The 25,057-nt window shown below is 72.4% G+C and carries 27 protein-coding genes; 12 read left to right on the forward strand and 15 right to left on the reverse strand.

Going from position 1 to position 25,057, the window contains the following annotated elements:
* Positions 1-93: 93 nt before the first annotated feature.
* Positions 94-987, reverse strand: a complete 894-nt coding sequence (locus IE239_RS31085; protein WP_190152775.1) for an NYN domain-containing protein — start codon at positions 985-987, stop codon at positions 94-96.
* Positions 988-1,191: 204 nt separating this feature from the next.
* Here IE239_RS31085 and IE239_RS31090 point away from each other — a divergent pair, with 204 nt between their 5' ends.
* Entirely contained in the window at positions 1,192-1,344 is a 153-nt protein-coding gene (locus tag IE239_RS31090; RefSeq protein ID WP_007384531.1) for a DUF8834 family protein, read from the forward strand.
* Between the two features lie 81 nt (positions 1,345-1,425).
* On the opposite strand, the gene IE239_RS31095 is transcribed toward IE239_RS31090, so the two are convergent.
* Together IE239_RS31095 and IE239_RS31100 are read right to left on the reverse strand one after the other, a co-directional pair.
* Positions 1,426-2,031 carry a MarC family protein gene (locus IE239_RS31095; RefSeq protein WP_190152776.1) on the reverse strand — a complete coding sequence of 202 codons (606 nt, stop codon included), beginning with the start codon at positions 2,029-2,031 and terminating at the stop codon, positions 1,426-1,428.
* 52 nt (positions 2,032-2,083) lie between these two features.
* Entirely contained in the window at positions 2,084-2,941 is an 858-nt protein-coding gene (locus tag IE239_RS31100; RefSeq protein ID WP_190152777.1) for a PHP domain-containing protein, read from the reverse strand.
* 353 nt (positions 2,942-3,294) lie between these two features.
* Here IE239_RS31100 and IE239_RS31105 point away from each other — a divergent pair, with 353 nt between their 5' ends.
* Positions 3,295-3,936: a DUF6758 family protein gene (locus tag IE239_RS31105; protein WP_190152778.1), complete on the forward strand. Its 642-nt coding sequence runs from the start codon at positions 3,295-3,297 to the stop codon at positions 3,934-3,936.
* A gap of 108 nt (positions 3,937-4,044) precedes the next feature.
* On the opposite strand, the gene IE239_RS31110 is transcribed toward IE239_RS31105, so the two are convergent.
* The gene (locus tag IE239_RS31110) at positions 4,045-4,629 is read right to left on the reverse strand and encodes a suppressor of fused domain protein (RefSeq protein ID WP_190152779.1); all 585 of its coding nucleotides are present in this window, start codon (positions 4,627-4,629) and stop codon (positions 4,045-4,047) included.
* Between the two features lie 520 nt (positions 4,630-5,149).
* On the opposite strand from IE239_RS31110, the gene IE239_RS31115 reads away from it, so the two are divergent.
* On the forward strand, positions 5,150-6,280 hold the full coding sequence (locus IE239_RS31115; protein WP_190152780.1) for a magnesium and cobalt transport protein CorA: 1,131 nt from the start codon (positions 5,150-5,152) through the stop codon (positions 6,278-6,280).
* A gap of 259 nt (positions 6,281-6,539) precedes the next feature.
* The gene (locus tag IE239_RS31120; protein WP_190152781.1) at positions 6,540-7,070 is read left to right on the forward strand and encodes a hypothetical protein; all 531 of its coding nucleotides are present in this window, start codon (positions 6,540-6,542) and stop codon (positions 7,068-7,070) included.
* Positions 7,071-7,127: 57 nt separating this feature from the next.
* Here IE239_RS31120 and IE239_RS31125 read toward each other — a convergent pair whose 3' ends face one another.
* The gene (locus tag IE239_RS31125; RefSeq protein ID WP_190152782.1) at positions 7,128-7,877 is read right to left on the reverse strand and encodes a hypothetical protein; all 750 of its coding nucleotides are present in this window, start codon (positions 7,875-7,877) and stop codon (positions 7,128-7,130) included.
* Positions 7,878-8,088: 211 nt separating this feature from the next.
* Between IE239_RS31125 and IE239_RS31130 the strand changes: the two genes are divergently transcribed.
* Genes IE239_RS31130 through IE239_RS31140 form a run of 3 tightly spaced genes read left to right on the forward strand, consistent with a single transcriptional unit; the run spans position 8,089 to position 11,198 of the window.
* Positions 8,089-9,399, forward strand: coding sequence for a magnesium transporter MgtE N-terminal domain-containing protein (locus IE239_RS31130; protein WP_190152783.1), 1,311 nt, complete (start codon positions 8,089-8,091; stop codon positions 9,397-9,399).
* Positions 9,389-10,021 carry a DUF1003 domain-containing protein gene (locus IE239_RS31135; protein ID WP_190152784.1) on the forward strand — a complete coding sequence of 211 codons (633 nt, stop codon included), beginning with the start codon at positions 9,389-9,391 and terminating at the stop codon, positions 10,019-10,021. Before IE239_RS31130 ends, IE239_RS31135 begins: the two co-directional genes overlap by 11 nt.
* A 43-nt stretch (positions 10,022-10,064) precedes the next feature.
* Positions 10,065-11,198, forward strand: coding sequence for an Mrp/NBP35 family ATP-binding protein (locus tag IE239_RS31140; RefSeq protein ID WP_190152785.1), 1,134 nt, complete (start codon positions 10,065-10,067; stop codon positions 11,196-11,198).
* A gap of 138 nt (positions 11,199-11,336) precedes the next feature.
* On the opposite strand, the gene IE239_RS31145 is transcribed toward IE239_RS31140, so the two are convergent.
* From IE239_RS31145 to sigE, 5 genes are all read right to left on the reverse strand, one after another.
* The gene (locus tag IE239_RS31145) at positions 11,337-11,996 is read right to left on the reverse strand and encodes a hypothetical protein (protein ID WP_190152786.1); all 660 of its coding nucleotides are present in this window, start codon (positions 11,994-11,996) and stop codon (positions 11,337-11,339) included.
* 169 nt (positions 11,997-12,165) lie between these two features.
* Complete coding sequence (locus IE239_RS31150) at positions 12,166-12,630, reverse strand: sec-independent translocase (RefSeq protein ID WP_190152787.1); 465 nt, start codon at positions 12,628-12,630, stop codon at positions 12,166-12,168.
* A gap of 277 nt (positions 12,631-12,907) precedes the next feature.
* Complete coding sequence (locus tag IE239_RS31155) at positions 12,908-14,746, reverse strand: trypsin-like peptidase domain-containing protein (RefSeq protein WP_190152788.1); 1,839 nt, start codon at positions 14,744-14,746, stop codon at positions 12,908-12,910.
* 147 nt (positions 14,747-14,893) lie between these two features.
* Positions 14,894-15,883: an anti-sigma factor family protein gene (locus IE239_RS31160; RefSeq protein WP_190152789.1), complete on the reverse strand. Its 990-nt coding sequence runs from the start codon at positions 15,881-15,883 to the stop codon at positions 14,894-14,896.
* Entirely contained in the window at positions 15,880-16,665 is a 786-nt protein-coding gene (sigE, locus tag IE239_RS31165) for an RNA polymerase sigma factor SigE (RefSeq protein WP_229878419.1), read from the reverse strand. The genes IE239_RS31160 and sigE overlap by 4 nt, the downstream gene beginning before the upstream one ends.
* Positions 16,666-16,828: 163 nt before the next feature.
* On the opposite strand from sigE, the gene IE239_RS31170 reads away from it, so the two are divergent.
* Positions 16,829-17,527, forward strand: coding sequence for an O-methyltransferase (locus tag IE239_RS31170; protein WP_190152865.1), 699 nt, complete (start codon positions 16,829-16,831; stop codon positions 17,525-17,527).
* A gap of 138 nt (positions 17,528-17,665) precedes the next feature.
* Here IE239_RS31170 and IE239_RS31175 read toward each other — a convergent pair whose 3' ends face one another.
* A complete protein-coding gene (locus tag IE239_RS31175; protein WP_003966491.1) occupies positions 17,666-17,833 on the reverse strand; it encodes a DUF3117 domain-containing protein in 168 nt (55 codons plus the stop codon).
* A gap of 378 nt (positions 17,834-18,211) precedes the next feature.
* Here IE239_RS31175 and chcB point away from each other — a divergent pair, with 378 nt between their 5' ends.
* Complete coding sequence (gene chcB / locus IE239_RS31180) at positions 18,212-19,003, forward strand: 2-cyclohexenylcarbonyl CoA isomerase (protein WP_190152791.1); 792 nt, start codon at positions 18,212-18,214, stop codon at positions 19,001-19,003.
* A 111-nt stretch (positions 19,004-19,114) separates the two neighbouring features.
* Here chcB and IE239_RS31185 read toward each other — a convergent pair whose 3' ends face one another.
* Complete coding sequence (locus IE239_RS31185) at positions 19,115-19,702, reverse strand: DNA-3-methyladenine glycosylase I (protein ID WP_190152792.1); 588 nt, start codon at positions 19,700-19,702, stop codon at positions 19,115-19,117.
* Positions 19,699-20,058, reverse strand: a complete 360-nt coding sequence (locus IE239_RS31190; RefSeq protein ID WP_190152793.1) for a DivIVA domain-containing protein — start codon at positions 20,056-20,058, stop codon at positions 19,699-19,701. Before IE239_RS31190 ends, IE239_RS31185 begins: the two co-directional genes overlap by 4 nt.
* Positions 20,059-20,182: 124 nt before the next feature.
* On the opposite strand from IE239_RS31190, the gene folP reads away from it, so the two are divergent.
* Positions 20,183-21,043 carry a dihydropteroate synthase gene (gene folP, locus IE239_RS31195; RefSeq protein WP_190152794.1) on the forward strand — a complete coding sequence of 287 codons (861 nt, stop codon included), beginning with the start codon at positions 20,183-20,185 and terminating at the stop codon, positions 21,041-21,043.
* Positions 21,044-21,167: 124 nt separating this feature from the next.
* Here the strand turns inward: folP and IE239_RS31200 are convergent, their stop codons facing one another.
* On the reverse strand, positions 21,168-21,926 hold the full coding sequence (locus IE239_RS31200; RefSeq protein ID WP_190152795.1) for an LOG family protein: 759 nt from the start codon (positions 21,924-21,926) through the stop codon (positions 21,168-21,170).
* A gap of 110 nt (positions 21,927-22,036) precedes the next feature.
* Positions 22,037-23,116: a succinyl-diaminopimelate desuccinylase gene (dapE, locus tag IE239_RS31205; RefSeq protein WP_190152796.1), complete on the reverse strand. Its 1,080-nt coding sequence runs from the start codon at positions 23,114-23,116 to the stop codon at positions 22,037-22,039.
* A 94-nt stretch (positions 23,117-23,210) separates the two neighbouring features.
* Here dapE and IE239_RS31210 point away from each other — a divergent pair, with 94 nt between their 5' ends.
* Together IE239_RS31210 and IE239_RS31215 are read left to right on the forward strand one after the other, a co-directional pair.
* Positions 23,211-24,257, forward strand: coding sequence for a heavy metal transporter (locus tag IE239_RS31210; RefSeq protein ID WP_190152797.1), 1,047 nt, complete (start codon positions 23,211-23,213; stop codon positions 24,255-24,257).
* Positions 24,258-24,569: 312 nt separating this feature from the next.
* Positions 24,570-25,004, forward strand: coding sequence for an ATP-binding protein (locus IE239_RS31215; protein WP_190152798.1), 435 nt, complete (start codon positions 24,570-24,572; stop codon positions 25,002-25,004).
* The last annotated feature ends 53 nt before the right edge of the window (positions 25,005-25,057 follow it).

Below are 25,057 nucleotides of genomic sequence, written 5' to 3' on the forward strand. Positions count from 1 at the left end.
CCGAGTACGTCCAGTACGAGTGCTTCCGCCCGGCACGCCGACAGCACGCACCAGACGCCGCTCCTTCTCGGGCGAACATTGCCTGCCGCGGCACTAGTACTGCGTCTGCACGTGCTCCCAGAAGCCGTCGCGCAGCGCGCGCCTGAGGTCCGCCTGGCCGCGCAGGGAGTACTGCAGGATGCCCTCGGCCTCCACGAGGAGGTCCTGGTCGACGGAGCCGGGGAGATAGGGGTGGCCCGGCAGCAGCTCGGCCAGGGTCTCCCTGCCCCGCGCCGCCAGCCATTTCGCCGCGATCTGCGCGCCGACGAAGCGCACGGCCTCCCGGGTGGGGCGGCTCACGCCGGCCGACTCGTAGGCGGCGGTGCGCCGTGAGACGTAGGGCTTGAAGAAGTCGAGGTCGAGAGTGCGCTGGCTGTCGACCTCCCAGAGCAGCGGCTCGGCCTGGTTACGGCCGTCCGGCGCCTCGATGCCCCACAGGTGGACGCGGGCGCCGTACCCCTGGGCGGCCTCCACCGCCGAGACCAGGTCCTCGTCGCCGCCCAGCAGGGCCGCGTCGCTGATCGCGCGATGGCGGGCCAGGGACTCGAGGTCCGAGCGGATGAGGGAGTCGACGCCCTTCTGCTGGTTGTTGGCGTTGAGGTTGCCCAGCCGCACCTTGACGTCCGGCAGCTCGGCGATGGACTGCTGTTCGGCGGTGTGGATGCGGCGCCGGGCGCCGTCGTACCAGTAGACGCGCAGCAGCCGGCTGTCGGCGAAGATCGAGCGGGCGCGGTCGATGAGCGCCTCGATCAGGCCCTCGGCGTCGAGGTCGAAGGCCCGGCGGTCCTCGGTCCCGGCCACCAGGCGTCCCGCCGCCGCGTACAGGTATCCCGCGTCGACGAAGATCGCGTGGGTCGAGGGTGTCTTGGCCACCTCGGCGAGCATGCGTGTGAGCAGCTCGTTCGTGCGGTCGATGCGGGCGGCGAGGGCCGGAAGGTCGTCGTTCATCGTCCCCCATTGTCCTGGTGGTCACGCTGCGAACACAACCGGTCCCGTTCAGTCTCCGCAAAGCCTCTTACTCGCTAGTAATTAGTCGTTCGAAAAATTTCTTTAGCGTAGGGAATGTTCGTAACATGCGCCGTGTTGACTACTCACGTAGCAGCAGGCACAGCAATCCTCCGCGAGGGGGATGACCAGACGAAGGGAGAAGCAATGCGCTTCGAAATCATGCGACTCGACGACGTCGACGGCACGCCCGTGGACAGCACCGTCGTGGACGCCGCCTCCGTCAACCGGATCGTTCAGCAGGCCGCCGCCATCGGGCAGCGGCTGTGGATCCGTCCGGCCGACACCTCGGCCTCATAACACGGTCCCGCACAGGTTTCAGAGCCCCCCACGGCGATGCCGTGGGGGGCTCTGTGTGCGCCGGGGGGGCGTCGGGGCACGTCAGCCGCCCCGGATCACCTGCGTGACGCCGTTGATGATCTGCTGCACGGCGATCGCGGAGAGCATCATGCCCGCGAGCCGTGTCACCAGGACCACGCCTCCGTCCTTGATGACCCGGATGATCAGCAGCGAATACCGCATCACCAGCCACAGCACCCCGTGGATGGCGAGGATCGCCGCCCACACCGACACCTGCGCGGCGACGCTGTCGGCCTTCTGCACGGCGAGGATGACGGACACGATCGCCCCCGGTCCGGCGAGCAGGGGCATGCCCAGCGGGACGAGCGCGACGTTGACGTCCTTGGTCTGCTTCGGCTCGTCGGTCTTGCCGGTGAGCAGGTCCAGCGCGATCAGCAGGAGCAGCAGCCCGCCCGCGATCATCAGCGCGGGCACCGAGACGTGCAGGTAGTCGAGGATCTGGTGGCCCAGCAGTCCGAAGACGGTGATCACGCCGCCGGCCACGCAGACCGCCTGGAAGGCCATCCGCTTCTGCACCTTGCCGGGGCGTCCGGCGGTCAGGGCGAGGAAGATCGGGGTGATCCCGGGGGGATCCATGATGACGAAAAGGGTGAGGAACAGGGAGCCGAAGACGGCGACGTCGAACATCAGTGCGGGAGCCTTGCGGGAGGAAGTCAGAAGGGGGACGCGGGGACGAGCCTCAGGCTCCGCCGGTGCCCGGCACCGGGAACGCTCCGGTGGCGCGCCGGGTGATCTCCGCGTACACCTCGGGATCCGTCGTGTACTCGCCGAGTTCGCACGTCTTGCGGCTGCCGTGGTAGTCCGAGGAGCCGGTGACCAGCAGCCCCAGGTCCTTCGCCAGCCCGCGCAACCGCCCCCGCGTGTCCGCGTCGTGGTCCATGTGGTCGACCTCGATGCCGTCGAGGCCTGCGGCGGACAGCTCGGCGATCACCGACTCCGGCACCGTGCGCCCCCGCTTGTCGGCGGCCGGGTGCGCGAAGACGGTGACCCCGCCCGCGCCCTTGACCAGCCGGATCGCCTCGAAGGGGTCGGTCTCGTGCTTCTCGGCGTAGGCGCGCCCGCCGTCGGCGAGCCAGTCCTGGGTGAAGGCGTCGCCCACCGTGGGGACGACGCCCAGTTCGACCAGGGCGGCGGCCACGTGCGGCCGCCCGACGGACCCCTCCCCCGCGATCCGCGCGACCTGCTCCCAGGCGACCGGCACGCCCAGCTCGTTCAGCTTGGCCACCATCGCGCGCGCCCGCGGCACCCGGTCGTCGCGCACCAGCTCGCGCTCGGCGAGCAGGGCGGGCTCCTCGGGGTCGAACAGATAGGCCAGCATGTGCATGCCGACGCCACCGATCCGGCAGGAGAGCTCGGCGCCGGTCACCAGCGTGAGCCCCGACGGCAGCGCGGCGATGGCCTCGGCGTGTCCGCGGGTGGTGTCGTGGTCGGTCAGCGCGACGACGTCCAGACCGGCGGCGGCCGCGTTGCGCACCAGCTCCGCCGGGGTGTCCGTGCCGTCGGACGCGGTGGAGTGGCAGTGCAGATCGATGCGCACGACGCAGCTCCGGGCGGTGACGGTGACGGAAGAGGACGCTCCAGCATAACCGGTGGCCAAAGCCGCCTGTCACACCCAATACCCCGGAGCACCCCCTACATGCGCTCCACGGGCTCCTCCCGGTAGGGCTCTGGCAGCGATGCCTGGCGCGGGCGCGGTCGCCGCACACGGTGGCGTCAAGGCCCGGGCACGCGAGGCGCGGGAGCTGGAGCCGTGGCGCGCCGGTAAGTCGGGCCACCTGAAGAATGCGAGCTACATCTACGTCCTTCCGTGCGGCCGCTCCTCGATCGGTTTCCGTCCGGACGGGTGATCGTCCTTGACGTGGGCGGGCTCGGGTAGGACCGTGGGGCCCTATGAGGGGCGAACCCAGTTGCCCGAAGTGCGGTGGCCGGGTCAGGGCTCCCGGACTCTTCGCCGATTCCTGGCAGTGCGACGTGCACGGGACGGTGCATCCGCTGCAGCCCGTGATCCCGCCCAGCGTCGAGGCCCTCGGCGTCGTCGTGCACCGCACTCAGGTACCCGTGTGGATGCCGTGGCCGTTGCCGGTCGGCTGGCTCTTCACCGGTGTGACGTACGCGGGCGACGACCGCAGCGGGGGCCGTGCCACCGCCGTGGCCTGCTCCGGGCCCGGTCCGCTCGGTGGAGTGGGTGAGCTGATCCTGGTCGCCGAGGAGCTGGGCGTCGGGCTCGGCGCGCACTACGCGGGCGTGGACGGGCCCGACCCGGGGCCCTATATGAGCGTCGAGAAGCCCCCGCAGGCCAAGGTCCTCGCGGCCGGCCGCCCGACCCCCCTCTGGCATGTGTCCGCCACCCCGGACGACCGCGCGGTCTTCGCGGGCGAGGCCCGGGGGCTGTGGCTGTGGGCGGTGGTCTGGCCCGAGCAGTCCGGGCTGCTGATGTACGACGAACTCGTGCTGACGGACCTGCGGGACGCGGGGGCCGAGCTCGAGCTGGTGCCCTGCGGGGCGCTGTCGCCGCGGCTGCTCAAGCCGTAGAGCCCTGCCGGGCGGGAACCCTGCCGGGAGTCACCGCCGCGACCGCTCCCGCCGGACGGGGCAACTGGCCTTCCCCGCAAGCGTTTCGGTGACGTTCCTCACGCAGCGTCAGTCGAGCGGGACGGACGTCCGGGACGGGTCCCGCAGGTCCGTCCCGTTCGTCAGCCAGCGCTCCTGAAGGGCTTGGGCGCCGTGGACGCGCTTCCAGGCGGCCTCGTTGGGGGTCATGGGAAGCAGCGGCAGGAAGCGGACCGGGTCGAGGGGCTCGTCGAGGTCGAGATCCTCGACGAGGCCGCCCGGCTCGGCGACCAGGACCGAGGTGAAGGCGGCCCCGGGCCACAGCGGCCCGCCCACGTCGAGGGACGCCCCCGGGGCCACGACCACCCCCTCGACCTGCGGGGACGCCGCGAGCACGGCGAGCGGGCGGAGCACCTTGTCGGTGTCGGCGCCGCCCGGCCGGACGGACAGGAGCAGTTCGGCGCGCGGGCCCCGGACCGGGTCCGCGAGCACCGCCGTGGGGTCGCTCATCGGCTGCGCGGACATGCCGAGCGTGGCGTAGCGGACGACGCCGCCCTCGTGGAAGCGCAGCACCTCGACGCGGTCCGCACCGAGGAAGGTGACCGCGGCGCGGGCGTCCGGCTCGCCCAGCGCGGTGCGCAGACGGGCCTCGACCAGAGGAAGAACATCAGCCATGCGGCGAGCATAGAACTCGTCAGTACGGGGCAAAGCAGCGCCTTGACACTTCGGCCGGCTGATACTCTGGCCCGGTGGTTCGGGGCAGCACGCAGAAGCGTCGCTATCTTGCCTCGACGCAGACGAGACTCCCTTACGAGGGACCGGCTGGAGGAGGTGGGGCTGTCATGGATCGAAGTCACCCGTGCAGTACCACTCGCTCTTCCCGCCGCTGATACCGCTGCTCTGGCCTCTTCGCCTCCGGCTGGTCGCCGCCTGTCGCACTCATCTTCCCGCGGAAGAGCACTTCGTTTCGTTTTCTTACTTGATCTGCCCGATCCATCCGGTCTGCCGGATCTCTCCGGTCTGATCCAGCAGCGAAGCTCGCCACCGCGACGGAGCGGTGCTCCCCGCTTTGTGGACGTGCCAAACCTTTTCCCCAGCCCTGAGGGCCGGGGAGGCCCCCGGTCAGGACGTCCCCATTCCGGGCAGTTCCAACCGTCGTGACGGTCTTTCTTTGCTCGTCGCGAAGGAGCCTGCCATGTCGATGATCCGCGACCTCCGTGCCGTCGTCCGCCCTGCCCGCCCCTCTCTGCGCAAGGGGGGCGGGCGTATGGACAACGGCGCCTACGACACCACCCGCGACCCGGGAACCCCGTCGGCCGTCGTCGACTGCGCCGTCTACCGCGACGGCTCGCGGGTCGTGTTCCCGCAGGCGCCGACCCCGCAGGAGGCCATGCGCCAGGTGCGGCGCGACGGAGGCTTCGTGTGGATCGGCCTGCACGAGCCGACCGAGGCCGAATTCGCCGGTATCGCCAGCGAGTTCGGGCTGCACCCGCTGGCCGTGGAGGACGCGGTGCAAGCGCATCAGCGGCCCAAGCTGGAGCGCTACGACGACTCCCTGTTCACCGTCTTCAAGACCATCCACTACGTCGAGCACGACCGGCTCACGGCCAACAGCGAGGTCGTGGAGACCGGTGAGGTCATGTGCTTCACCGGCAAGGACTTCTTCATCACCGTCCGGCACGGCGGCCAGGGTTCGCTGCGCGCACTGCGCCACCGCCTGCAGGACGACCCCGAACTCCTCGCCAAGGGGCCCTCGGCGGTGCTGCACGCCATCGCCGACCACGTCGTCGACGGCTACATCGCGGTCGCGGACGCCGTGCAGGACGACATCGACGAGGTCGAGACCGAGGTGTTCTCGCCGGGCCGCAAAGGCACACCGCGCGGCACGGACGCCAGCCGGATCTACCAACTCAAGCGCGAGGTACTGGAGTTCAAGCGGGCGGTGTCGCCGCTGCTGCGGCCGATGCAGCTGCTGAGCGAGCGGCCGATGCGGCTGGTCGACCCCGACATCCAGAAGTACTTCCGGGACGTCGCCGACCACCTCGCCCGGGTCCAGGAGCAGGTCATCGGCTTCGACGAACTGCTCAACTCGATCCTGCAGGCCAACCTCGCGCAGGCCTCCGTCGCGCAGAACGAGGACATGCGCAAGATCACGTCCTGGGCCGCCATCATCGCCGTGCCGACGATGGTGTGCGGGGTGTACGGGATGAACTTCGACTACATGCCCGAACTGCACTGGAAGTACGGCTATCCCGTGGTCATGTCGGCCATGGTGGCTCTCTGTGTGGGCATCCACCGCACGCTGAAGCGCAACGGCTGGCTGTGAGGGCCGCCCGGAGGGACCCGGCCGGGGCCGGTCGTCCGGATCGGTTCGCAGGGCGTCTGCGGGGCTCGTCGACGCCGGTGAGCGGGGGCCGGTGCGGGCAGCCGCGAGGCGCGGGAGGACGTCGCCGCGATGAGGGTCCCGCCGCGCGAGCGCGGTGGGGCGTGGGAGAGCCGGCGGCCGACGGCAACGCCGCAGAGGTGCGCGCCCGCCCCGGCGTCCACGGGATGATCCGAACGACAGGCCCTCTAGGCTGGGCGGCATGACAAGCGAGCTGCGGGGACAGGCCCTCGTCGACCGGACCCTCGTCGAGGAGGCCGCCAAGAAGTCCGGCCTCGTCTGGGTCCGGGGCGCGGACGGGACGGCCGCGCGGGCGCTGTGGCACGTGTGGCACGAGGGCGCGGTCTGCCTGGTCGGCGACGGGCCCGGCGAGCAGCCGCTGCCGGGGCTCGTCGACGGCGGCCGGGCCGAGGTCACCGTCCGCAGCAAGGACAAGGGCGGCCGGCTGGTCACCTGGACGGCGAAGGTCGTAGAGCTCGCCCACGGCACCGAGGCGTGGGAGGCGGCCGTCGCCGACCTCAAGGGCAAGCGGCTCAACGCTCCCGACGGCGAGGCCATGACCGGGCGCTGGGCGCGCGAGTGCCGGGTGCTCCGCCTGGAGCCGACGGGCGCCACCTCGCCGCTCCCGGAGGGGAGTCTGGCCGCGCGGCCCGTCCCCTCGCCCGCCACCACACGGGAACCGGCCCCCGCCGGACTGCCGAAGCTGCTGCTGCGCCGACGCAAACGCACGTGACGCCCGCCCGGTGAAGGGAACGGCGGGCACCCGGCGACCAGGCGACCCGGCGGCCGGTCACGACGACGGGAGCTGCTGCCCGTAGTCCACCGTCTCGTCCTTCGCCGGCTCCTCCAGGGCGAAGTCCTTGCCCCAGGACGAGAAGCGCAGCGTCCCGGCCCCGCCCGCGCGTTGCAGCAGCAGGGGATACGGCCGGCCCTCCAGCGACACGTCCAGGGTGCCGCCGGAGCCACCGTCGCCGGTGATGCGGACCGTGCGCACGCCGGACTGCTCGTGATGGCCGTCGGTGGCCAGCGCGCCGTGCAGCGTCAGCAGACCGTCGAGGAGGAGGTCCTTGTCCGTGAACCCGCTGAACTTCTTGTACGAGGGGTCGCCCGTCGGCACCTTGACGTACTTGCCCTCGAGCTTGTCGGCGGCCGCCGTGTCGGAGCCGCCGCCGGACGTGCCGTCCCCCTTCTTCCAGAACGCCGCGTCCGCCTTGAGGAACAGCTGCTCGCCCACCCGCAGCAGATGGAAGGTGGCCCCCTGCGCGGTCACCGACCCGGCGCCGCCGTCCGCCTTCAGGCTCATGTCGAGCTTGTACGTGCGCCCGCTGGTGACGACGCTCCCCGACAGCCGCACCGCGTCCACGGAACCCGCGGCCGCCTTGGTCCTGGCCTGGATCTGCGCGGCGGACAGCTTGCCCACCCCGTTCGTGCCCGCGTCCGGATCCTCGCTGCACCCGGCCAGCGCGACGCCCGCCACCAGTGCGCACATCACGCTCGCCGACAAGGTCCGGCGAGTACGGCCCTGGGGAATCGCAGTCACAGAGAAGGCTGCCTTTCTGCGGGGGTGTGCTGAGCGGCGTACGGCAGCGTACCGGGGTCGCGCGGGCCGGGCGGAGCCAGTCCGTCCGCACGGCCCACCAGGGCGTATCCGATCGGGACGGGCTAGCCTGAAGCCCGCAGGAGCGGGCAATTGGGAAAAGAGCATCACCGGCAACAGCGCGCACCGGCGCGTACGACAAGAAGGGGCGGTCATGGCAGCGGGAGCCCCCCGGATCTTCGTCTCGCATCTCTCGGGCATCCCCGTGTTCGATCCGAACGGCGACCAGGTGGGGCGCGTGCGCGAGCTGGTCGTCGTGCTGCGCGTGCGGCGGCGGCCGCCGAGGGTGCTCGGGCTGGTCGTCGAACTGTCCACCCGGCGCCGGATCTTCCTGCCCATGACCCGGGTGACCGGCATCGAGTCCGGTCAGGTCATCACCACCGGCGTGCTCAACGTCCGCCGCTTCGAGCAGCGGCCCACCGAGCGGCTGGTGTTCGGGGAGCTGCTCGACCGGCGCGTCACGCTCGTCGAGACCGGCGAGGAGGTCACCGTCCTCGACGTGTCGGTGCAGCAGCTGCCGGCCCGCCGCGACTGGGAGATCGACCGGGTCTTCGTGCGCAAGGGCAAGAAGGCGACCGCCTTCCGGCGGGCCAAGGGCGAGACCCTGACCGTGGAGTGGTCGGCGGTCACCGGGTTCTCGCTGGAGGAGCACGGGCAGGGCGCCGAGAGCCTGCTGGCCACGTTCGAGCAGCTGCGCCCCGCCGACCTGGCCAACGTCCTGCACCATCTCTCCGCGAAGCGGCGCGCCGAGGTGGCCGCCGCCCTGGACGACGACCGGCTCGCCGACGTCCTGGAGGAGCTGCCGGAGGACGACCAGATCGAGATCCTCGGCAAGCTCAAGGAGGAGCGCGCGGCGGACGTCCTGGAGGCCATGGACCCCGACGACGCGGCCGACCTGCTCTCCGAGCTGCCGGAGGAGGACAAGGAGCGGCTGCTGAGCCTGATGCAGCCCGACGACGCGGCCGACATGCGACGCCTGATGGCGTACGAGGAGCACACCGCGGGCGGTCTGATGACCACCGAGCCGATCGTGCTGCGCCCCGACGCCACCGTCGCCGACGCCCTGGCGCGGGTGCGCAACGCGGACCTCTCCCCCGCGCTGGCCGCGCAGGTCTACGTCTGCCGCCCGCCCGACGAGACCCCGACCGGCAAGTACCTGGGCACGGTCCACTTCCAGCGGCTGCTGCGCGATCCCCCGTACACGCTGGTCAGTTCGATGGTCGACGACGACCTCCAGACCCTGGCGCCGGACGCGGCCCTGCCGGTCGTCGCCGGGTTCTTCGCGACGTACGACATGGTCGCGGCGCCCGTCGTGGACGAAGCCGGCTCGCTCCTCGGCGCGGTGACCGTGGACGACGTCCTGGATCACATGCTGCCGGAGGACTGGCGGGAGACGGAGTTCCACCTGGAGGACGAGCCCGCGGCCGGGCCCGGGACCGAGGGGCCCGGCCGGCATGGCTCCTGAACGCGAGAACACCGGCCGCGAGCGCGCCCACGCCGGCGGGGGCCGTGAGCGCACGCCCACGGGCGCCACGGCGACCGGCCGCACCCGGGCCCGGCTGGACCAGCCGCGGCCGCCCCGGCACCGGATCCTGCCCGAGTGGGACCCGGAGGCCTTCGGCCGGCTGTCGGAGCGCATCGCGCGCTTCCTGGGCACCGGCCGGTTCATCGTCTGGATGACGGTCGTCATCATCGCCTGGGTCCTGTGGAACATCTTCGCCCCGCCGGATCTGCGGTTCGACAACTACCCCTTCATCTTCCTGACCCTGATGCTGTCGTTGCAGGCCTCCTACGCGGCCCCGCTGATCCTGCTCGCGCAGAACCGGCAGGACGACCGCGACCGGGTCAACCTGGAGCAGGACCGCAAGTCGAACGAGCGGTCCATCGCCGACACCGAGTACCTGACCAGGGAGATCGCCGCGCTGCGCATCGGTCTGGGCGAGGTCGCCACCCGGGACTGGATCCGCTCCGAGCTCCAGGACGTGGCCAAGGAGCTGGAGGAGCGGCGGGACGGGCACCGCGAGCACCGCGAACATGCCGTATTCCCGGCAGAACGGTCGCGGGCACGTGACGTAGACGACCGGTGACGGGCTTACCGGCGTCACCGGGGATCCCCGTACCATCGTTCTCATGGCTAGCGAAGACGCGGTGCGCGAAGCACTGGCGACGGTGAACGACCCCGAGATCAACCGCCCCATCACCGAACTGGGGATGGTGAAGTCGGTGGAGGTCGCCGCGGACGGGGCCGTCGCGGTCACGGTGTACCTGACGGTCTCCGGCTGCCCGATGCGCGAGACGATCACCCAGCGGGTGACCGACGCGGTCTCCGCGGTGGAGGGCGTCACCCGCGTCGACGTCACGCTCGACGTGATGAGCGACGAGCAGCGCAAGGAGCTGGCGAACGCCCTGCGCGGCGGCCAGACCGAGCGCGAGGTCCCCTTCGCCAAGCCCGGCTCGCTGACCCGCGTGTACGCGGTCGCCTCCGGCAAGGGCGGCGTCGGCAAGTCGTCGGTGACGGTGAACCTGGCGGCGGCGATGGCGGCCGACGGCCTGAAGGTCGGCGTGGTCGACGCCGACATCTACGGCCACAGCGTGCCGCGCATGCTGGGCGCGGACGGCAGTCCCACCCAGGTCGAGAACATGATCATGCCGCCGTCGGCGCACGGCGTGAAGGTCATCTCCATCGGCATGTTCACCCCGGGCAACACCCCGGTCGTGTGGCGCGGCCCGATGCTCCACCGCGCGCTCCAGCAGTTCCTCGCGGACGTCTACTGGGGCGACCTCGACGTCCTGCTCCTGGATCTGCCGCCCGGCACCGGCGACATCGCGATCTCGGTGGCCCAGCTGGTCCCGAACGCCGAGATCCTGGTCGTGACGACCCCTCAGCAGGCGGCGGCCGAGGTCGCCGAGCGGGCGGGCTCCATCGCCGTCCAGACCCATCAGAAGATCGTCGGCGTGGTCGAGAACATGTCCGGCCTGCCCTGCCCGCACTGCGGGGAGATGGTCGACGTGTTCGGCACGGGCGGCGGACAGTCGGTGGCCGAGGGCCTGACCCGCACGACCGGCGCGAACGTCCCGGTCCTCGGCTCCATCCCGATCGACGTCCGGCTGCGCGAGGGCGGCGACGAGGGCAAGCCGGTCGTCCTGACCGACCCCGGGTCCCCCGCCGGCTCCGCCCTGCGGGCCATCGCGGGCAAGCTGGGCGGCCGGCAGCGCGGCCTGTCGGGCCTGTCGCTGGGGATCACCCCGCGCAACAAGTTCTAGCCGGGCGGGTTCACCGCGCGTTCCCGGCCTTTCCGGCCCGGCACGCGGGTCCCGTGCCCCGCTCCGCCTCGTGACTGTGGGGGACCGTCCAGGTGAGGACGGTCCCCCACAGTCACGAGGCGCGGGCGTAACCGCCGGTCAGGCGTATGTCTCGATGTCCTTGACCATGGCGAAGCCCATGCCGTACGCGCTCATGCCCCTGCCGTACGCCCCCACGTGCACCCCCTGCGAGGTCGAGCCGGCCAGCACCCAGCCGAACTCCGACTCGCGGTAGTGGAACGGGGTCGGCACCCCGTCGACCGGCAGGGACAGCATGGACCAGTCGGGGCCGGCGAGGTCGTCGGCGAGGACCCACGCCGTCTCGGTCTGCTGGTCCAGCCAGTCGTCGCGCAGGCTGTGGTCCATCTGGCCCGGCCAGGTGAAGGACAGCAGCCCCACCCCGGCGAGCCAGGCCGCCGACGACACGGAGGTCGCCTCCAAGAGGCCGGTGCCGTCCGCGCTGCGCCGCACGGGGTTCGCGGCGACGGTCACGACGACCGCGAACTTCCCGCGGTCCTCGCCGGCCGTCTCGTGCCGCACGGAGGGCTCGTCCCCGTGTCCGATGGAACCGTGCTCGACGGCCCCGTCGGCGGCCGTGCCCACCTGCATCAGCCAGCGCGGCCCCGTGAAGGCCTCGTCGAGGCCGTACCAGGGGAAGCGTGCCTCCAGGTAGCCGTCGACCGTACGCCGCGCGGAGGGGACCTGCTGTCCGTCCTCCGCGGGCGGCGTCTGCGCGACTGCCCGACTCGTCGTCTCCATGTGCCCGGACGCCTCCTCGTTCTCGACGGAACGACCGGCCCGCCCCCCTTCGGGCGTACTGGTCCGCTCCGCACAACAACCAGGCAGCATAGCCACCCCGCTCCGGGCTGCCGGGGATCCACCCGGCGCGTGGAGCGTGCGCCCCCTCACATCGGGGGTCGCCGACGGCTCAGGTGGCGTCCGCGTCGAAGGGCGGGCGGTCGTCCTCGGCGGGCTTCTCGGGGCGCTTGGTCATGTCGATACGCGCGCCACCGGACGAGCCCGGCGTGCTCGGCGTGCCCGCGGAGCCCGTCGCGGAGGGGATGTCCGTGTCGCGGCTGTGGACCGCGTCCGTGACCTCGGCCATCTCCTTCTTCAGGTCGAAGCCGTTGCGGATCTCCTTGAGCCCCAGCTCGTCGTTGTCCAGCTGCTTGCGGATGAACGTCTTGGGATTGAGGTCCTCGAACTCGAAGTCCTTGAACTCCGGGCCGAGTTCGCTGCGGATGTCCGCCTTGGCGCTCTCCGAGAACTCACGGATCTTCCGGACGGTGCGCATCACGTCCTGGATGACCTTCGGGAGCTTGTCCGGACCGAAGACGAGCACGGCCAGGACGATGATCGTCACCAGCTCGAGCGGTCCTATGTCATTGAACACCTGAAGCTCCTTGCGATGTCCGCGGTCCTCGGCCCTCGGCCCTCGGCCCTCAGTGGTCAAGTTCGGGTCTTCCGTGGTCCGGGCCGGGTCCACGGTACCTGTCGCACCTGTCCGATCGATACCGTCCCGAGGCCTCCGACCGGGTGTACACGGCCGGTTTTCCGCGTTGTTTGCCTTGCGGGACCGGATTTCAGGGTCCGGCCTGTGACGTTCGCGTCAGTCGAGGCGAGCGGGGCCGGCGTCCGCGCCCGCCGACCGGGCGACGGGCGCACCAGTCTCAGCCGCCGTCGGACGAGCCGAGCACCAGGGTGAGCGTGCGCTCCCGCCCGGCGCGTTCGACGGTCAGCTCGAGCCGGTCGCCGGGGCGGTGGGCGCGGATCCGGACGATCAGTTCCCCGGCGGTGTGGACGCGTCGGCCGTCGGCCTCGGTGATGACGTCGCCGGCCCTGATACCGGCCCGGTCGCCGGGGCCGCCGGCCGTGACCGGGGCGTTTTCGTCGGCGCCCGTGGCGCTGACTCGGGCGCCGTCCCCCGTGTAGTCCGTGTCGAGGCTGACTCCGATGACCGGGTGGGTCGCCCTGCCCGTGTTGATCAGCTCCTCGGCCACCCGCTTGCCCTGGTTGATCGGGATGGCGAACCCGAGACCGACCGAACCGCCCTGGGCGTCGGCCGCGTCGGCGCCGTCGACGCCGGACCGGATGGCGGAGTTGATGCCGATGACCCGGCCCCGCGCGTCGAGGAGGGGGCCGCCGGAGTTGCCGGGATTGATCGGCGCGTCGGTCTGGAGGGCGTCCACGTACGAGACGTCGGTCGCGTCGCCGTCCCCGCCGCCGGCGACGACGGGCCGCTCCCGGGCGCTGATGATGCCGGAGGTGACCGTGCCCTCCAGGTCGAAGGGCGCGCCGATGGCGACGACGGGATCGCCGACCCGGACGTCGTCGGAGTTGCCGAGGTGGAGGGGCTTGAGGCCCTTCACCCCGGTCACCCGGACCACGGCCAGGTCGTAGCCGCTGTCCCGGCCGACGACCTCGGCCTCGACCGTCTGGCCGCCGTCGAAGACGACGGATATCCCGCCCCCGCTCTTCGCGGACTCGACGACGTGGTTGTTGGTGAGGATGTAGCCGAGGGAGTCGAGGACGAAGCCGGTGCCCGTGCCGGACTCGTCGCCGCCGCTGACATGCAGGGTGACGACGCCGGGCAGGGCCCGCGCGGCGATCCCGGCCACGCCGTCCGCGGGCCGCCCGACGGGCTCCGCGGAGGACTGCGACAGGCGTATCGGGCGGAGCCCGCCGTTGCGCTCCAGCGAGGTCCCGACGGCGCCGCCGATCCCGCCGGAGACGAGCGCGACGGCCAGGGCGCCGCCGACCAGCTTGCCGCGCATCTGGCGGCGCCACTGGGTCTCGTCGGCGGACTCCGCCCCGGTGGAACCCGCGAACGGGGCCGCGGCCCAGGGGTCGTAACGCTGCCAGGGACCGGAAGGAGAGCCGGAAAACGAGGGGACGGAGGGGGCGGAGGGGACGGAGGGGGCGGAGGGGGCGGATGACGCGGGGGAAGCAGGGGAGGCCGGGGCCGGCACAGGAGCAGGAACAGGAGCAGCGGGGGACGGCGCGAGGGGCGTGTGCCCCGGCCGCGGTTCCGGGCCCGCGGGGTGGACGGCGGCGAGGGGTGTGACGTCGGTTCCGGGGGCCGGGAACGCGGTCCCGGCCCCCGGAACGGGAACGGGACCGGGAACGACCGCCGGGTGCTGGACCGGGGGCGCCGGGGCCCAGGGGCCGGGTTCACCGTACGGCGGGGTGCCGTACGGATCGGGGTCGTGCAGCGGCCTGCCCTGCCGCTCCTCCACGACCGGCTCGGCCGGCCCCGAGGGAACGGGATCGACGGCGGGGGCGTCGGCGGAGGCGGCCTCGGGGCCGCCTGTTTCCGGCTCCGCCGACGGGTTCGGCCGGGCCGGCTCGAAGTCGCCGCCGGCCCGGTCGGGCGCCGGGCTCGCGGACTCGGCCGTCGTGTCGTCGGCCCGGTCCGCCGGGTTCTGTTCCGACGGGTTCTGTTCCGCCGGGGACGCCTGCGGTCGAGGCAGGCTCCACCACTTCGCCTTCGTGGGCTTCCCCTCGTCCATGCTTCTCTCCCCCAGTCGGGCCGACCGCGACGTCGAGCCGGTGGTACCCCCGGCCCTGCCCGGCGCACTCCGCTGTCGCGCCCGGCTGCCCGGCAGGACGCGATACACGATTCAACCAGGTTCGCCGCGCGAGGCGCAGGGCTCGGGTCAGCGGGTGTGCCGCGTGGACGGGAGGGAAGAAGAGGGGCCTGGAGAGGACGAGGTGAGAGGGACGGGTGCGGCGAGCAGACCGGGGCCGGCGAGTTCGGGGCCGGTGGTGGTCCAGGCGGTCAGGGAGACCGGTGAGTTCGCGCCGAGCGGCCGTATCAGGGGCGACATGACCGCGGCGCCGGCCACCATGGGGGTGGTCAGCCGGTGCAGGGCCTGTTCGACCGGGCTGCCGGGCTGAGCGGGCATCCCCGGCAGCAGCGGGGCCGACGCCTCGGTCGGGACCACCGGAACGTCGCCGAGCCCGCCGCCCTGGGAGAGCAGGGGACCGGTGGCACGGCGACGCTGGTTCTCCGCCGCCGCGGAGCCCGTGCCCGGGGTACGGGCCGGTGTCACGTTGCTTCCGGCGCCTGACCCGGCACGGCCGTCCGCACTGGTGTCGACCGGCGCGACGGTGGTCATGCCGCCCAGCGCGATCGCCGCCAGCGACACCGCGCCGGCGGCGACGAACGCGAAGCGCATGCCACGCGACCGCTCGGCGTCGTGCCGGTCGCCGGCGCGGCCGACGGGGTGGATGCGGAAGCCGCGGTCCGGGGCGGGAGAGAGGACGGAGCCGTGGTCCCCGGCGGGCACATAGCGGAAGTCGAACGGCTCGTCCCGTCTCGTGCCCCTCACTCCGAAGACTCCGCCGCCGAAGCCTCCCCCGCCCAGCGGCGTACCACCGCCGTCGGAGTCACCTCCTGCGGGAAGCCCCTGCAGCCGGGCCAGGAAGCTTTCGGAAGGGGCGGGCGGGGCGACCTCGGCGAAGACGTTCTTCAGCCGGCGCTGCGCGTCGACTTCCGTCTTGCACTTCGCGCAGGTCGCCAGGTGTGCGAGTACGCGCTCGCGGGTGTCGTGACCGAGCTCGCCGTCCACCAGGGCCGAGAGCCGGTCGCCGAGATGCTGCTCCGCGAGGAGCCGCTCGGCTGCGTCGTGTCGGGATGCGTTCACGCGGTCGCGCCCCCTCCTCCCAGAGCGGGCACCCGGGCCACGAAGGAGCGACGCCCCGCGCGGGCCTCGGGCGAACGGTGTGCGAGGGCCTTGCGCAGCTGCGAGCGGCCGCGGTGGATGCGGGAGCGGACCGTGCCCAGCTTGACGCCCAGGGTCGCGGCGATCTCCTCGTAGGAGAGCCCCTCGATGTCGCACAGCACGACCGCGGCGCGGAACTCGGGCGCGAGGGTGTCGAGGGCCTGCTGGACGTCCGCGTCGAAGTGGGCGTCGTTGAAGACCTGCTGCGGGGTGGGCTCCTTGCTGGGCAGCCGCTCGGCCGCGTCGTCCCCGAGGGCGTCGAAGCGGATGCGCTGCTTGCGGCGGACCATGTCCAGGAAGAGGTTGGTCGTGATGCGGTGCAGCCAGCCCTCGAAGGTGCCCGGCGTGTACGTCGACAGGGAACGGAAGACGCGGACGAAGACCTCCTGGGTGAGATCCTCGGCGTCGTGCTGGTTGCCGGTCAGACGGTAGGCGAGCCGGTAGACCCGGCCGCTGTGCATGCTGACGATCTCCTCCCACGTGGGCGGAGTCCACGCCTGCCCGTCCGCGTCGGTGGTGAAGGTCGCGGTCTGGGCTGGGCCGACGGCGATGCCGGCGGAGTGGCTGGGGTCAGCAGCGGTGTCGTTCACGGATTTGGGCCTGACTGCCGACCCGAGAAAGCGCCTCAGCACTCCTCCCCGATCCACAGGCGCGGCCGCACCTCCCCTGTCGGCATTGGTGGTGTCGAGTGGAGCCCCTACCATAGCCACCTCGCCCGTTAGCTCCGGATAAGCGGTTTTACGAGAAATTGATCTGTGCTGATACGGCTCATGCGGCTGCGTCAGCACTTGCTCGGCGCCCTGTCCCACGTCGTGATCCAACCGTGTCCCCCCGTAGTCGTTCCCACCCCTTCAAACGACCGGTCCCATCTGCGGGTTCCCGACGGCAGCGGATACAGTCACGCCCAGGCAACCACGGGGACAGGAGAGGGTCATTACCGGCAACCGGCAGGCAAGCTGGGCGTTCGCCGACGCCTACGCCGCCGAGGACGAAGCGCTGCGCTGGGCCCGTGACCGGGCCCGCGAGGCAGGGCTGCGCTCGGTGTCGCCCAGCACGGGCGCCGCGCTGCGGATGCTCGCCGCCACCGTGGACGCGAAGGCGGTCGCCGAGATAGGCACCGGCACCGGCGTCTCCGGGATCCACCTGCTCCACGGGATGCGCCCGGACGGCGTCCTGACGACCGTGGACCCCGAGCCGGAGCACCAGCAGTTCGCCCGGCAGGCCTTCCGCGCGTGCGGCTTCGCCAGCAACCGGGCCCGGTTCATCCCCGGCCGCGCGCTCGACGTCCTGCCCCGTCTGGCGGACTCCGGCTATGACCTGGTCTTCTGTGACGGCGACCGGCTGGAGCTGCTGGAGTACCTCGCCGAGTCGCTGCGTCTGCTGCGTCCGGGCGGGCTGGTCGTCTTCGAGGGCGTGTTCGCCAACGGCCGCACGGTCGATTCGGGGCCGCAGCCCACGGAGGTCATACGCATCCGGGAGCTGTTGCGGGCGGTGCGCGAGAGCCAGGAGCTGGTGACGTCGCTGCTGCCGGTGGGCGACGGGCTCCTGTGCTCGGTCAGGCGCTGAGTCGCTGAGAGGTTCGGGCCGGGGCGTTGGGCCTTTCGGGCCGGGCAGCCACGGCGAACCGGCGAGAACCCGGGGAAGACAACCGCTCCGGCACCCAGAAGGAGGCCGGAGCGGTCGAAAGTGCTGGGTCGCTTCGCGTCAGCCGACGACCTTCTTCAGGGCGTCGCCGAGCGCGTCGGCCTCGTCAGGGGTCAGCTCGACGACGAGCCGCCCGCCGCCTTCGAGCGGAACGCGCATGACGATGCCCCGCCCCTCCTTGGTCACCTCGAGCGGGCCATCACCCGTTCGCGGCTTCATGGCCGCCATGCTCGTTCCCCTTCCTGAAACCAGCTCATCGCCATAGCCGACGGCCCGTGGAGGGCAGCCGCGGTCCAGCGTGGGACCCGCGGCACCGGCATCGAACACATTGCTTCCAGGCCATTATCCCGCATCTCAGGACCTGATGACCAACATCAGTCGGCATCGCTTGGGCAACGCGCGCGAGCAAAACCACTCAATTCGGCGATGTGGCTGCGATACTGCGCGGCCGCACGCACTTCCGACCGCCGGAATCGGTCCCGAATTCTTTGACGCAGGTCACACGTCGGGTCCGGTCCCCGGGCGGTGATCTCCGCCATGCTGTCCTCGTACAGGGGGCGTACCGGCCGGTAGGACGCCCCTGCCGCGACACGGAGGGGAAACGCCATGGTCGACACCGTGCTCTACGAGGTGAGTGACGGGCTCGCGACGATCACGCTGAACCGCCCCGAGGCGATGAACGCGCTGAACGTCGCGACCAAGGTCGCTCTCCGGGAGGCGGTGCGGTCCGCGGCCGCCGACGACGCCGTACGGGCCGTGCTGCTGACCGCCGCCGGCGAGCGCGCGTTCTGCGTGGGGCAGGACCTCAAGGAGCACATCGGGCTGCTGGCCGAGGGCTCGGAGCAGGTCATGAGCACGGTCGCGGAGCACTACAACCCGATCGTGCGGGCGCTGACCGAGGCGCCGAAGCCCGTGGTCGCCGCGGTGAACGGCGTGGCCGCGGGCGCCGGCTTCGGCTTCGCGCTGGCCGCGGACCACCGCATCGTGTCCGAGACGGCGTCCTTCAACACCTCGTTCGCGGGGGTCGCGCTCACCGCCGACTCCGGCGTCTCGTGGACGCTGCCCCGGGTGATCGGTCCGGGCCGGGCCGCCGACCTGCTGCTCTTCCCGCGCAGCATCAACGCCCAGGAGGCGTACGAGCTGGGCATCGCGAACCGTGTGGTGCCGGCGGACGCGCTGCGCGCGGAGGCGGAGAAGGTGGCCCGGGCGCTCGCCGCGGGGCCGACGGTGGCCTACGCGGCGATCAAGGAGGCCGTCGCCTACGGGTCCGCGCACACTCTCTCCGAGACGCTGGACAAGGAGGACGAGCTGCAGACGCGGGCGGGGGCCTCCGAGGACCACGCGATCGCGGTGCGGGCGTTCGTGCAGAAGGAGAAGCCGAAGTACCTGGGCCGCTGAGGCCGTCCGCCGTCGGGTGTGTGTCCGCGTGCCGGTGCGCGCGTCTCGCTGCGTGTGTGCGTGTGGGGGGGGGCGGGCGGCCGTGCGGCCGTCGGGCCCGGCCCGCCCCCGTCAGCGGGCGCTTCGCCCCACGCACGACGCCAGGTGGTCGTTCACCAGGCCGCATGCCTGCATCAGCGCGTACGCCGTCGTCGGCCCGACGAACCGCAGGCCCCGCTTCTTCAGCGCCTTGGACAGGGCCGTCGACTCGTCCGTGACCGCCGGGACGTCCGCCAGGGTCTCGGGCGCGGGGCGGCCGGCCGGGTCGGGGGCGTGCGACCAGATCAGCTCGTCCAGGTCGCCCGCCGCCCAGCCGGCCAGCACGCGGGCGTTGGCGAGGGTGGCGTCGATCTTGGCGCGGTTGCGGATGATGCCCGCGTCGGCCAGGAGGCGTTCACGGTCCTCGTCGGTGAAGTCGGCGACCGAGGCGATCTCGAAGCCGGCGAAGGCGGCGCGGAAGCCGGCCCGGCGGCGCAGGATGGTGATCCAGGACAGGCCCGACTGGAAGGCCTCCAGGCTGAGGCGTTCGAACAGCGCGTCGTCGCCGTGGACCGGTCGGCCCCACTCCTCGTCGTGGTACGTCACGTAGTCCGGCGTGGACAGGGCCCAGGGGCAGCGCAGCGCTCCGTCCGCCCCGGCGAGGGCGGCGCCGTCGCTCACCGCTGGTCCTCGGGGGCGTGCTTCTCCATGGAGACGTGGGGCGCGCCCGGTGCCCGTGCGCCGGCCAGGGCGGACTCCAGGTCGGCGATGCGCGCGTCGCGCTCGGCGAGTTCGGCGGCGAGGCGGTTCAGGGCGTCGTCGACGTCCGCCATGCGGTAGCCGCGGACGGTCAGCGGGAAGCGCAGGCGGTCGACGTCGGAGCTGTCGACCGGCCGGTCCGGGGGCAGCGGGTCGTGCAGGCGCTCGGGGGCGACCTCCGGCAGCGGGCCGCCGCCCTCGCCGCCGCCCACCACGGCGAGTGTCACCGCGGCGACCACGACGGCGAGCGCGATGACCAGGAACAGGAACATAACCATCGGTGGGTCTCCACACTCGGTGTGCTCGGAGCGGATGTGTGTGGGTCCGATCGTGCCATGCGCGTCCGGCAGTTAGGGTCGCAGGCGGCGGATGTGCAGGACGTACCGGGAGAGGTCACAGGGGATGCTCAGGCTGGGCAGGCGTGAATTCGGCGCGCACGAGCCGGTGATCATGGCGATCGTGAACCGGACTCCCGACTCCTTCTACGACCAGGGCGCGACCTTCCGGGACGAGCCGGCCCTCGCGCGCGTGGAGCAGGCGGTGGCGGAGGGCGCGGCCGTCATCGACATCGGCGGGGTGAAGGCCGGGCCCGGTGAGGAGGTGACCGCGCGGGAGGAGGCCCGGCGGACCGTCGGCTTCGTGGCCGAGGTGCGGCGGCGCTTCCCGGACGTGGTCATCAGCGTGGACACCTGGCGGGCCGAGGTCGGGGAGGCGGTCTGCGAGGCCGGCGCCGATCTGCTGAACGACGCGTGGGGCGGGGTCGATCCGCGGCTGGCGGAGGTCGCGGCGCGGTACGGGGCCGGTCTGGTGTGCACGCACGCGGGCGGCGCGGAGCCGCGGACCCGTCCGCACCGGGTGACGTACGACGACGTCATGGCCGACATCCTGCGGGTGACCGTGGGGCTGGCGGAGCGGGCGGTGGAGCTGGGGGTGCGGCGGGAGTCGGTCATGATCGATCCGGGGCACGACTTCGGCAAGAACACCCGGCACAGCCTGGAGGCGACCCGGCGGCTCGGGGAGATGGTGGAGACGGGGTGGCCGGTGCTGGTCTCCCTGTCCAACAAGGACTTCGTCGGCGAGACGCTGGACCGGCCGGTGAAGGAGCGGGTGGTCGGCACGCTGGCCACGACGGCGGTGTCCGCGTGGCTCGGGGCGCAGGTCTACCGGGTGCACGAGGTGGCGGAGACGCGGCAGGTCCTGGAGATGGTCGCGTCGATCGCCGGGCACCGGCCGCCCGCGGTGGCGCGGCGGGGGCTGGCGTAGCCCTCGCCGCGCCTTCTCGCGCCCTCGCCGCGCCCGCCCGTCCCCTCGCCGGGACCTCGGCCCCGAAGCCCCGCTCGCGCGCCTGGACGGCGTCGCGCTCACTCGCCGGACGGGCCGGACTCCCTTACCGGCCCGCTTCCTTGGACACCAGGGCCACCGCCTCCTCCACGTCGTCCGTGACGTGGAAGAGGAGGAGATCCTTCTCCGCCGCCTTCCCCGAGGCGATCAGGGTGTTCTTGAGCCAGTCGATCAGGCCGCCCCAGTACTCCGTGCCGAAGAGGACGATGGGGAAGCGGGTGACCTTCTGGGTCTGGACGAGGGTGAGGGCCTCGAAGAGCTCGTCCAGGGTGCCGAGGCCGCCGGGCAGGACGACGAAGCCCTGCGCGTACTTCACGAACATCATCTTGCGGACGAAGAAGTAGCGGAAGTTCAGGCCGATGTCGACGTAGGGGTTGAGCCCCTGCTCGAAGGGCAGCTCGATGCCCAGGCCGACGGACGTGCCGCCCGCCTCGCTCGCGCCCTTGTTGGCCGCCTCCATCGCGCCCGGCCCACCGCCCGTGATCACGGCCCAGCCGGCGTCGACGAGGGCGCTGCCCAGCCGTACGCCCGCCTCGTACTCCGGCGAGCCGACCGGTGTGCGGGCGGAGCCGAACACGCTGATCGCCGGGGGGAGTTCGGCGAGGGTGCCGAAGCCCTCGATGAACTCCGACTGGATCCGCAGCACCCGCCAGGGGTCCGTGTGCACCCAGTCCGAGGGAGCCCTCTCGTCCAGCAGCCGCTGGTCCGTCGTGCTCGCCTGCACCTGGCCCCGCCGTCGGAGGACGGGCCCCAGACGCCGTTCGTCCGGCGGCTGCTTCTTGCCCTCGGGGTTCCCTGTAGCCATGGTGAGCTCCCTCCGCTTGCATGCGTTCCGCCTCAGCGTAGATCCAGGCGGGTTACCGGCGGGGGACGTCGGCGTGTCCGCAGCGGACGGCCGCCGGCGGGGCGTCCGGCTCAGGCGGTGAGCCAGGCCCTCAGCCGCTCCTCACCGGCCAGGATCTTGGCCGTTTCCACACGTTCGTCCCTCTTGTGCGCCAAGTGCGGGTTGCCGGGGCCGTAGTTGACGGCGGGGACGCCCAGCGCGGAGAAGCGACTCACGTCCGTCCAGCCGTACTTGGGCAGCGGAGTTCCGCCGACCGCCTCGATGAACGCGGCCGCCGCCGGGTGGGAGAGGCCGGGCAGGGCGGCGGGGCTGTGGTCGTCGACCACGAACTCCGCCACCGCGCAGTCGGCGAAGACCTCGCGCACGTGGGCGACGGCCTCCTCCTCGCTGCGGTCGGGCGCGTAGCGGAAGTTGACGGTGACGACGCACTCGTCGGGGATGACGTTGCCGGCCACCCCGCCCGTGACGCCCACCGCGTTGAGTCCCTCGCGGTACTCCAGGCCGTCGATCACCGGGCGGCGCGGCTCGTAGGCGGCCAGGCGGGCGAGGATCGGGGCGGCCGCGTGGATCGCGTTGGACCCCATCCAGCCGCGCGCCGAGTGGGCCCGCTCGCCCCTGGTCCTCAGCAGGACCCGCAGGGTGCCCTGGCAGCCGCCCTCGACCTGGCCGTCGGAGGGTTCGAGGAGCACCGCGAAGTCGCCGGCCAGCCAGTCGGGGCGGGCCTCGGCCACGTGCTTGAGGCCGTTGAGGTCGGCGGCGACCTCCTCGTTGTCGTAGAAGACGAAGGTCAGGTCGCGGTTGGGCGCGGGGACCGTGGCCGCGATGCGCAGCTGGACCGCCACCCCCGACTTCATGTCGCAGGTGCCGCACCCCCACAGCACCCCGTCCTCGTCCAGCCTCGACGGGACGTTGTCGGCGATCGGCACGGTGTCGATGTGGCCGGCGAGGACGACACGCTCCGCGCGGCCCAGGTGCGTGCGGGCGACCACGTTGTTGCCGAGGCGGTCCACCGTCAGGTGGGGCAGCGCGCGCAGGGCGGTCTCGATCGCGTCCGCGAGGGGCTTCTCGTCGCCGCTCTCCGAACGGAAGTCGACGAGCCACGCGGTGAGCGCCGCGGCGTCCAGGGTGAGGTCAAGCGGGGTGTCGGCCATGACGTCGACCCTAACGCGCCGGTCGGCGCGCCCCTCGTCCCCGCCCGTGCCCAGACCTCTCCTGCTCCTCAGTACTCTCCAGTACCTTGTACGCGTGCCAGAGCCGTCGCCTTCCCCCAAGCGCCGCGGCCGCCTCCTCCGTTTCGGGGCGGCCTGCGTGGTCCTGTCCGCCGTCGCGGGCTATGCCGTGGTCCAGTACGTCTCCGGCGGGCGGGGAGACCCCGGTTGCCGGGTCGTCTCCGCCGACACCGGCGGGGGGACGTACGAGTTCACGCCGGAGCAGGCGGTGAACGCGGCCACGATCGCCGCCGTCGGCACCGACCGGGCCATGCCCGAGCGGGCTGTGGCCATCGCCCTCGCGACCGCCATCCAGGAGTCGGGGCTGCGCAACCTCGCGCACGGCGACCGGGACTCGCTCGGCCTGTTCCAGCAGCGGCCCTCGCAGGGCTGGGGAACCGAGCAGCAGGTCACGGACCCGACGTACGCGGCGGACGTCTTCTACGAGCACCTCGCCAAGGTCCGCGACTACACCGAGCTGCCGCTGACGGTGGCCGCGCAGCGCGTGCAGCGCAGCGGGTACCCGGAGGCGTACGCCAAGCACGAGCAGGACGCGGTGCTGCTGGCCGCCGCGCTGACCGGGACCTCGGCGGCGACGCTGACCTGCGACGGCCGCTCGCGGTCCACGGCGTCCACCGGCCCGGCGGCGGTGCGGGCGGCGCTGACCCGTGACTTCGGGCGCGGCGCGCTGCGGCAGGAGGGCGCGAAGACCGGCTCGCAGGCGGGCTCGCAGTCCGGCTCGCAGACGGGGTCGCAGTCGGGGTCGGGCGCCGGGAAGACCTCGTCCGCCGAGGCCGAGGCCCCCCTCGCCCAGAGCTCGGGGCGGACCCTGACGCTCCCCGTGTCCGAGGACACCACCGCCGGCGGGCGCAGTGTCGGCGAGCGCGGCTGGCAGCTGGCGCACTGGGCGGTGGCCAACGCCTCGGCGCTGCGCATCGAGCGCGTCGCGTACGCGGGCCGGGAGTGGGTCTCCGGGAACACCGACAGCCGGTGGCGGACGACCGGTTCCACCAGCGCGGAGGCCGCCGGGGGCACGGTGGCGGGCAGCGGGGCGGACAGCGTGCGGATCGTCACCGAACAGTAGTGCGGGTCTTCCCCCGGCCGGGTTGTGCGCGGGGCGTTCGCACGGCCGGGTGCTCAGGTTTTCGCGCCGTCACCCTCGCAGGTCGGGAATCCCTTGAGGACAAAGGGCCGTACGGGTTTGACGGACTTTCACATCGGGCGGCCTATGCCCGGTTTCATCCACATCCGATAATGCGACGCATTGCCAACTCTTTACGTCGGCCGTGCGCAACCTTCGCGGGCTTCGAGCGGTAGTCACTGCGTCCGGGCCCGGACAGACAGACAGTCACAGCAGTCACAGACAGTCCTTGTTCTCTCCCGTCGAAGGAGCATCATGTCCCTCCCCCTGACCCGCCGGATCGCCCGCGCCGCGCTGCTCGTCGCCGCAGGAGCGGCCGCCGGGGTCGGTGCGGCCGGCTCCGCCGGTGCGGCCCCCGGCCTTCCCGCCGCTCCGAACCTCGGCGGGCTGACCGCCCTGGACGGAGCGAACGTCGGCCACACGGTGGACGGCGCGGCGCAGAACGTGACCGGACTCGCGGGTGAGACCGGCGGCAAGGCCGTGCAGAAGGCGGCGCCGGCGGCGCAGAAGGCGGCCGGCAAGGCGGCGGGCTCCGCCGGGGACCTCCTCGGGAACACCGCGTCGACCGCCGCGAAGGGCGGACTGCCCACCGGCTCCCTCACGAAGGGCGGGCTGCCGACCGGCTCCCTCGCCAAGGGCGGGCTGCCCGGCGCGCAGACCCTGCCGGTGAAGAGCCTGCCGCTCGGCTGACGGCCGCCCCGAGCGGTGAGCCAGGACGGGGCCCGGGGATGTTCCCTGGGCCC

Source organism: Streptomyces humidus, assembly GCF_014649655.1.
Taxonomy (GTDB): Bacteria; Actinomycetota; Actinomycetes; order Streptomycetales; family Streptomycetaceae; genus Streptomyces; species Streptomyces humidus.

What these genes read in the sequence shown, in the direction of transcription:
- IE239_RS31085 (WP_190152775.1), bottom strand. Translation starts at nt 987, where the DNA reads ATGAACGACGACCTTCCGGCCCTCGCCGCCCGCATCGACCGCACGAAC.
- IE239_RS31090 (WP_007384531.1), top strand. Translation starts at nt 1,192, where the DNA reads ATGCGCTTCGAAATCATGCGACTCGACGACGTCGACGGCACGCCCGTG.
- IE239_RS31095 (WP_190152776.1), bottom strand. Translation starts at nt 2,031, where the DNA reads ATGTTCGACGTCGCCGTCTTCGGCTCCCTGTTCCTCACCCTTTTCGTC.
- IE239_RS31105 (WP_190152778.1), top strand. Translation starts at nt 3,295, where the DNA reads ATGAGGGGCGAACCCAGTTGCCCGAAGTGCGGTGGCCGGGTCAGGGCT.
- IE239_RS31110 (WP_190152779.1), bottom strand. Translation starts at nt 4,629, where the DNA reads ATGGCTGATGTTCTTCCTCTGGTCGAGGCCCGTCTGCGCACCGCGCTG.
- IE239_RS31115 (WP_190152780.1), top strand. Translation starts at nt 5,150, where the DNA reads ATGTCGATGATCCGCGACCTCCGTGCCGTCGTCCGCCCTGCCCGCCCC.
- IE239_RS31120 (WP_190152781.1), top strand. Translation starts at nt 6,540, where the DNA reads ATGACAAGCGAGCTGCGGGGACAGGCCCTCGTCGACCGGACCCTCGTC.
- IE239_RS31130 (WP_190152783.1), top strand. Translation starts at nt 8,089, where the DNA reads ATGGCAGCGGGAGCCCCCCGGATCTTCGTCTCGCATCTCTCGGGCATC.
- IE239_RS31135 (WP_190152784.1), top strand. Translation starts at nt 9,389, where the DNA reads ATGGCTCCTGAACGCGAGAACACCGGCCGCGAGCGCGCCCACGCCGGC.
- IE239_RS31140 (WP_190152785.1), top strand. Translation starts at nt 10,065, where the DNA reads ATGGCTAGCGAAGACGCGGTGCGCGAAGCACTGGCGACGGTGAACGAC.
- IE239_RS31145 (WP_190152786.1), bottom strand. Translation starts at nt 11,996, where the DNA reads ATGGAGACGACGAGTCGGGCAGTCGCGCAGACGCCGCCCGCGGAGGAC.
- IE239_RS31155 (WP_190152788.1), bottom strand. Translation starts at nt 14,746, where the DNA reads ATGGACGAGGGGAAGCCCACGAAGGCGAAGTGGTGGAGCCTGCCTCGA.
- sigE (WP_229878419.1), bottom strand. Translation starts at nt 16,665, where the DNA reads ATGGTAGGGGCTCCACTCGACACCACCAATGCCGACAGGGGAGGTGCG.
- IE239_RS31175 (WP_003966491.1), bottom strand. Translation starts at nt 17,833, where the DNA reads ATGGCGGCCATGAAGCCGCGAACGGGTGATGGCCCGCTCGAGGTGACC.
- chcB (WP_190152791.1), top strand. Translation starts at nt 18,212, where the DNA reads ATGGTCGACACCGTGCTCTACGAGGTGAGTGACGGGCTCGCGACGATC.
- IE239_RS31190 (WP_190152793.1), bottom strand. Translation starts at nt 20,058, where the DNA reads ATGGTTATGTTCCTGTTCCTGGTCATCGCGCTCGCCGTCGTGGTCGCC.
- folP (WP_190152794.1), top strand. Translation starts at nt 20,183, where the DNA reads ATGCTCAGGCTGGGCAGGCGTGAATTCGGCGCGCACGAGCCGGTGATC.
- IE239_RS31200 (WP_190152795.1), bottom strand. Translation starts at nt 21,926, where the DNA reads ATGGCTACAGGGAACCCCGAGGGCAAGAAGCAGCCGCCGGACGAACGG.
- dapE (WP_190152796.1), bottom strand. Translation starts at nt 23,116, where the DNA reads ATGGCCGACACCCCGCTTGACCTCACCCTGGACGCCGCGGCGCTCACC.
- IE239_RS31215 (WP_190152798.1), top strand. Translation starts at nt 24,570, where the DNA reads ATGTCCCTCCCCCTGACCCGCCGGATCGCCCGCGCCGCGCTGCTCGTC.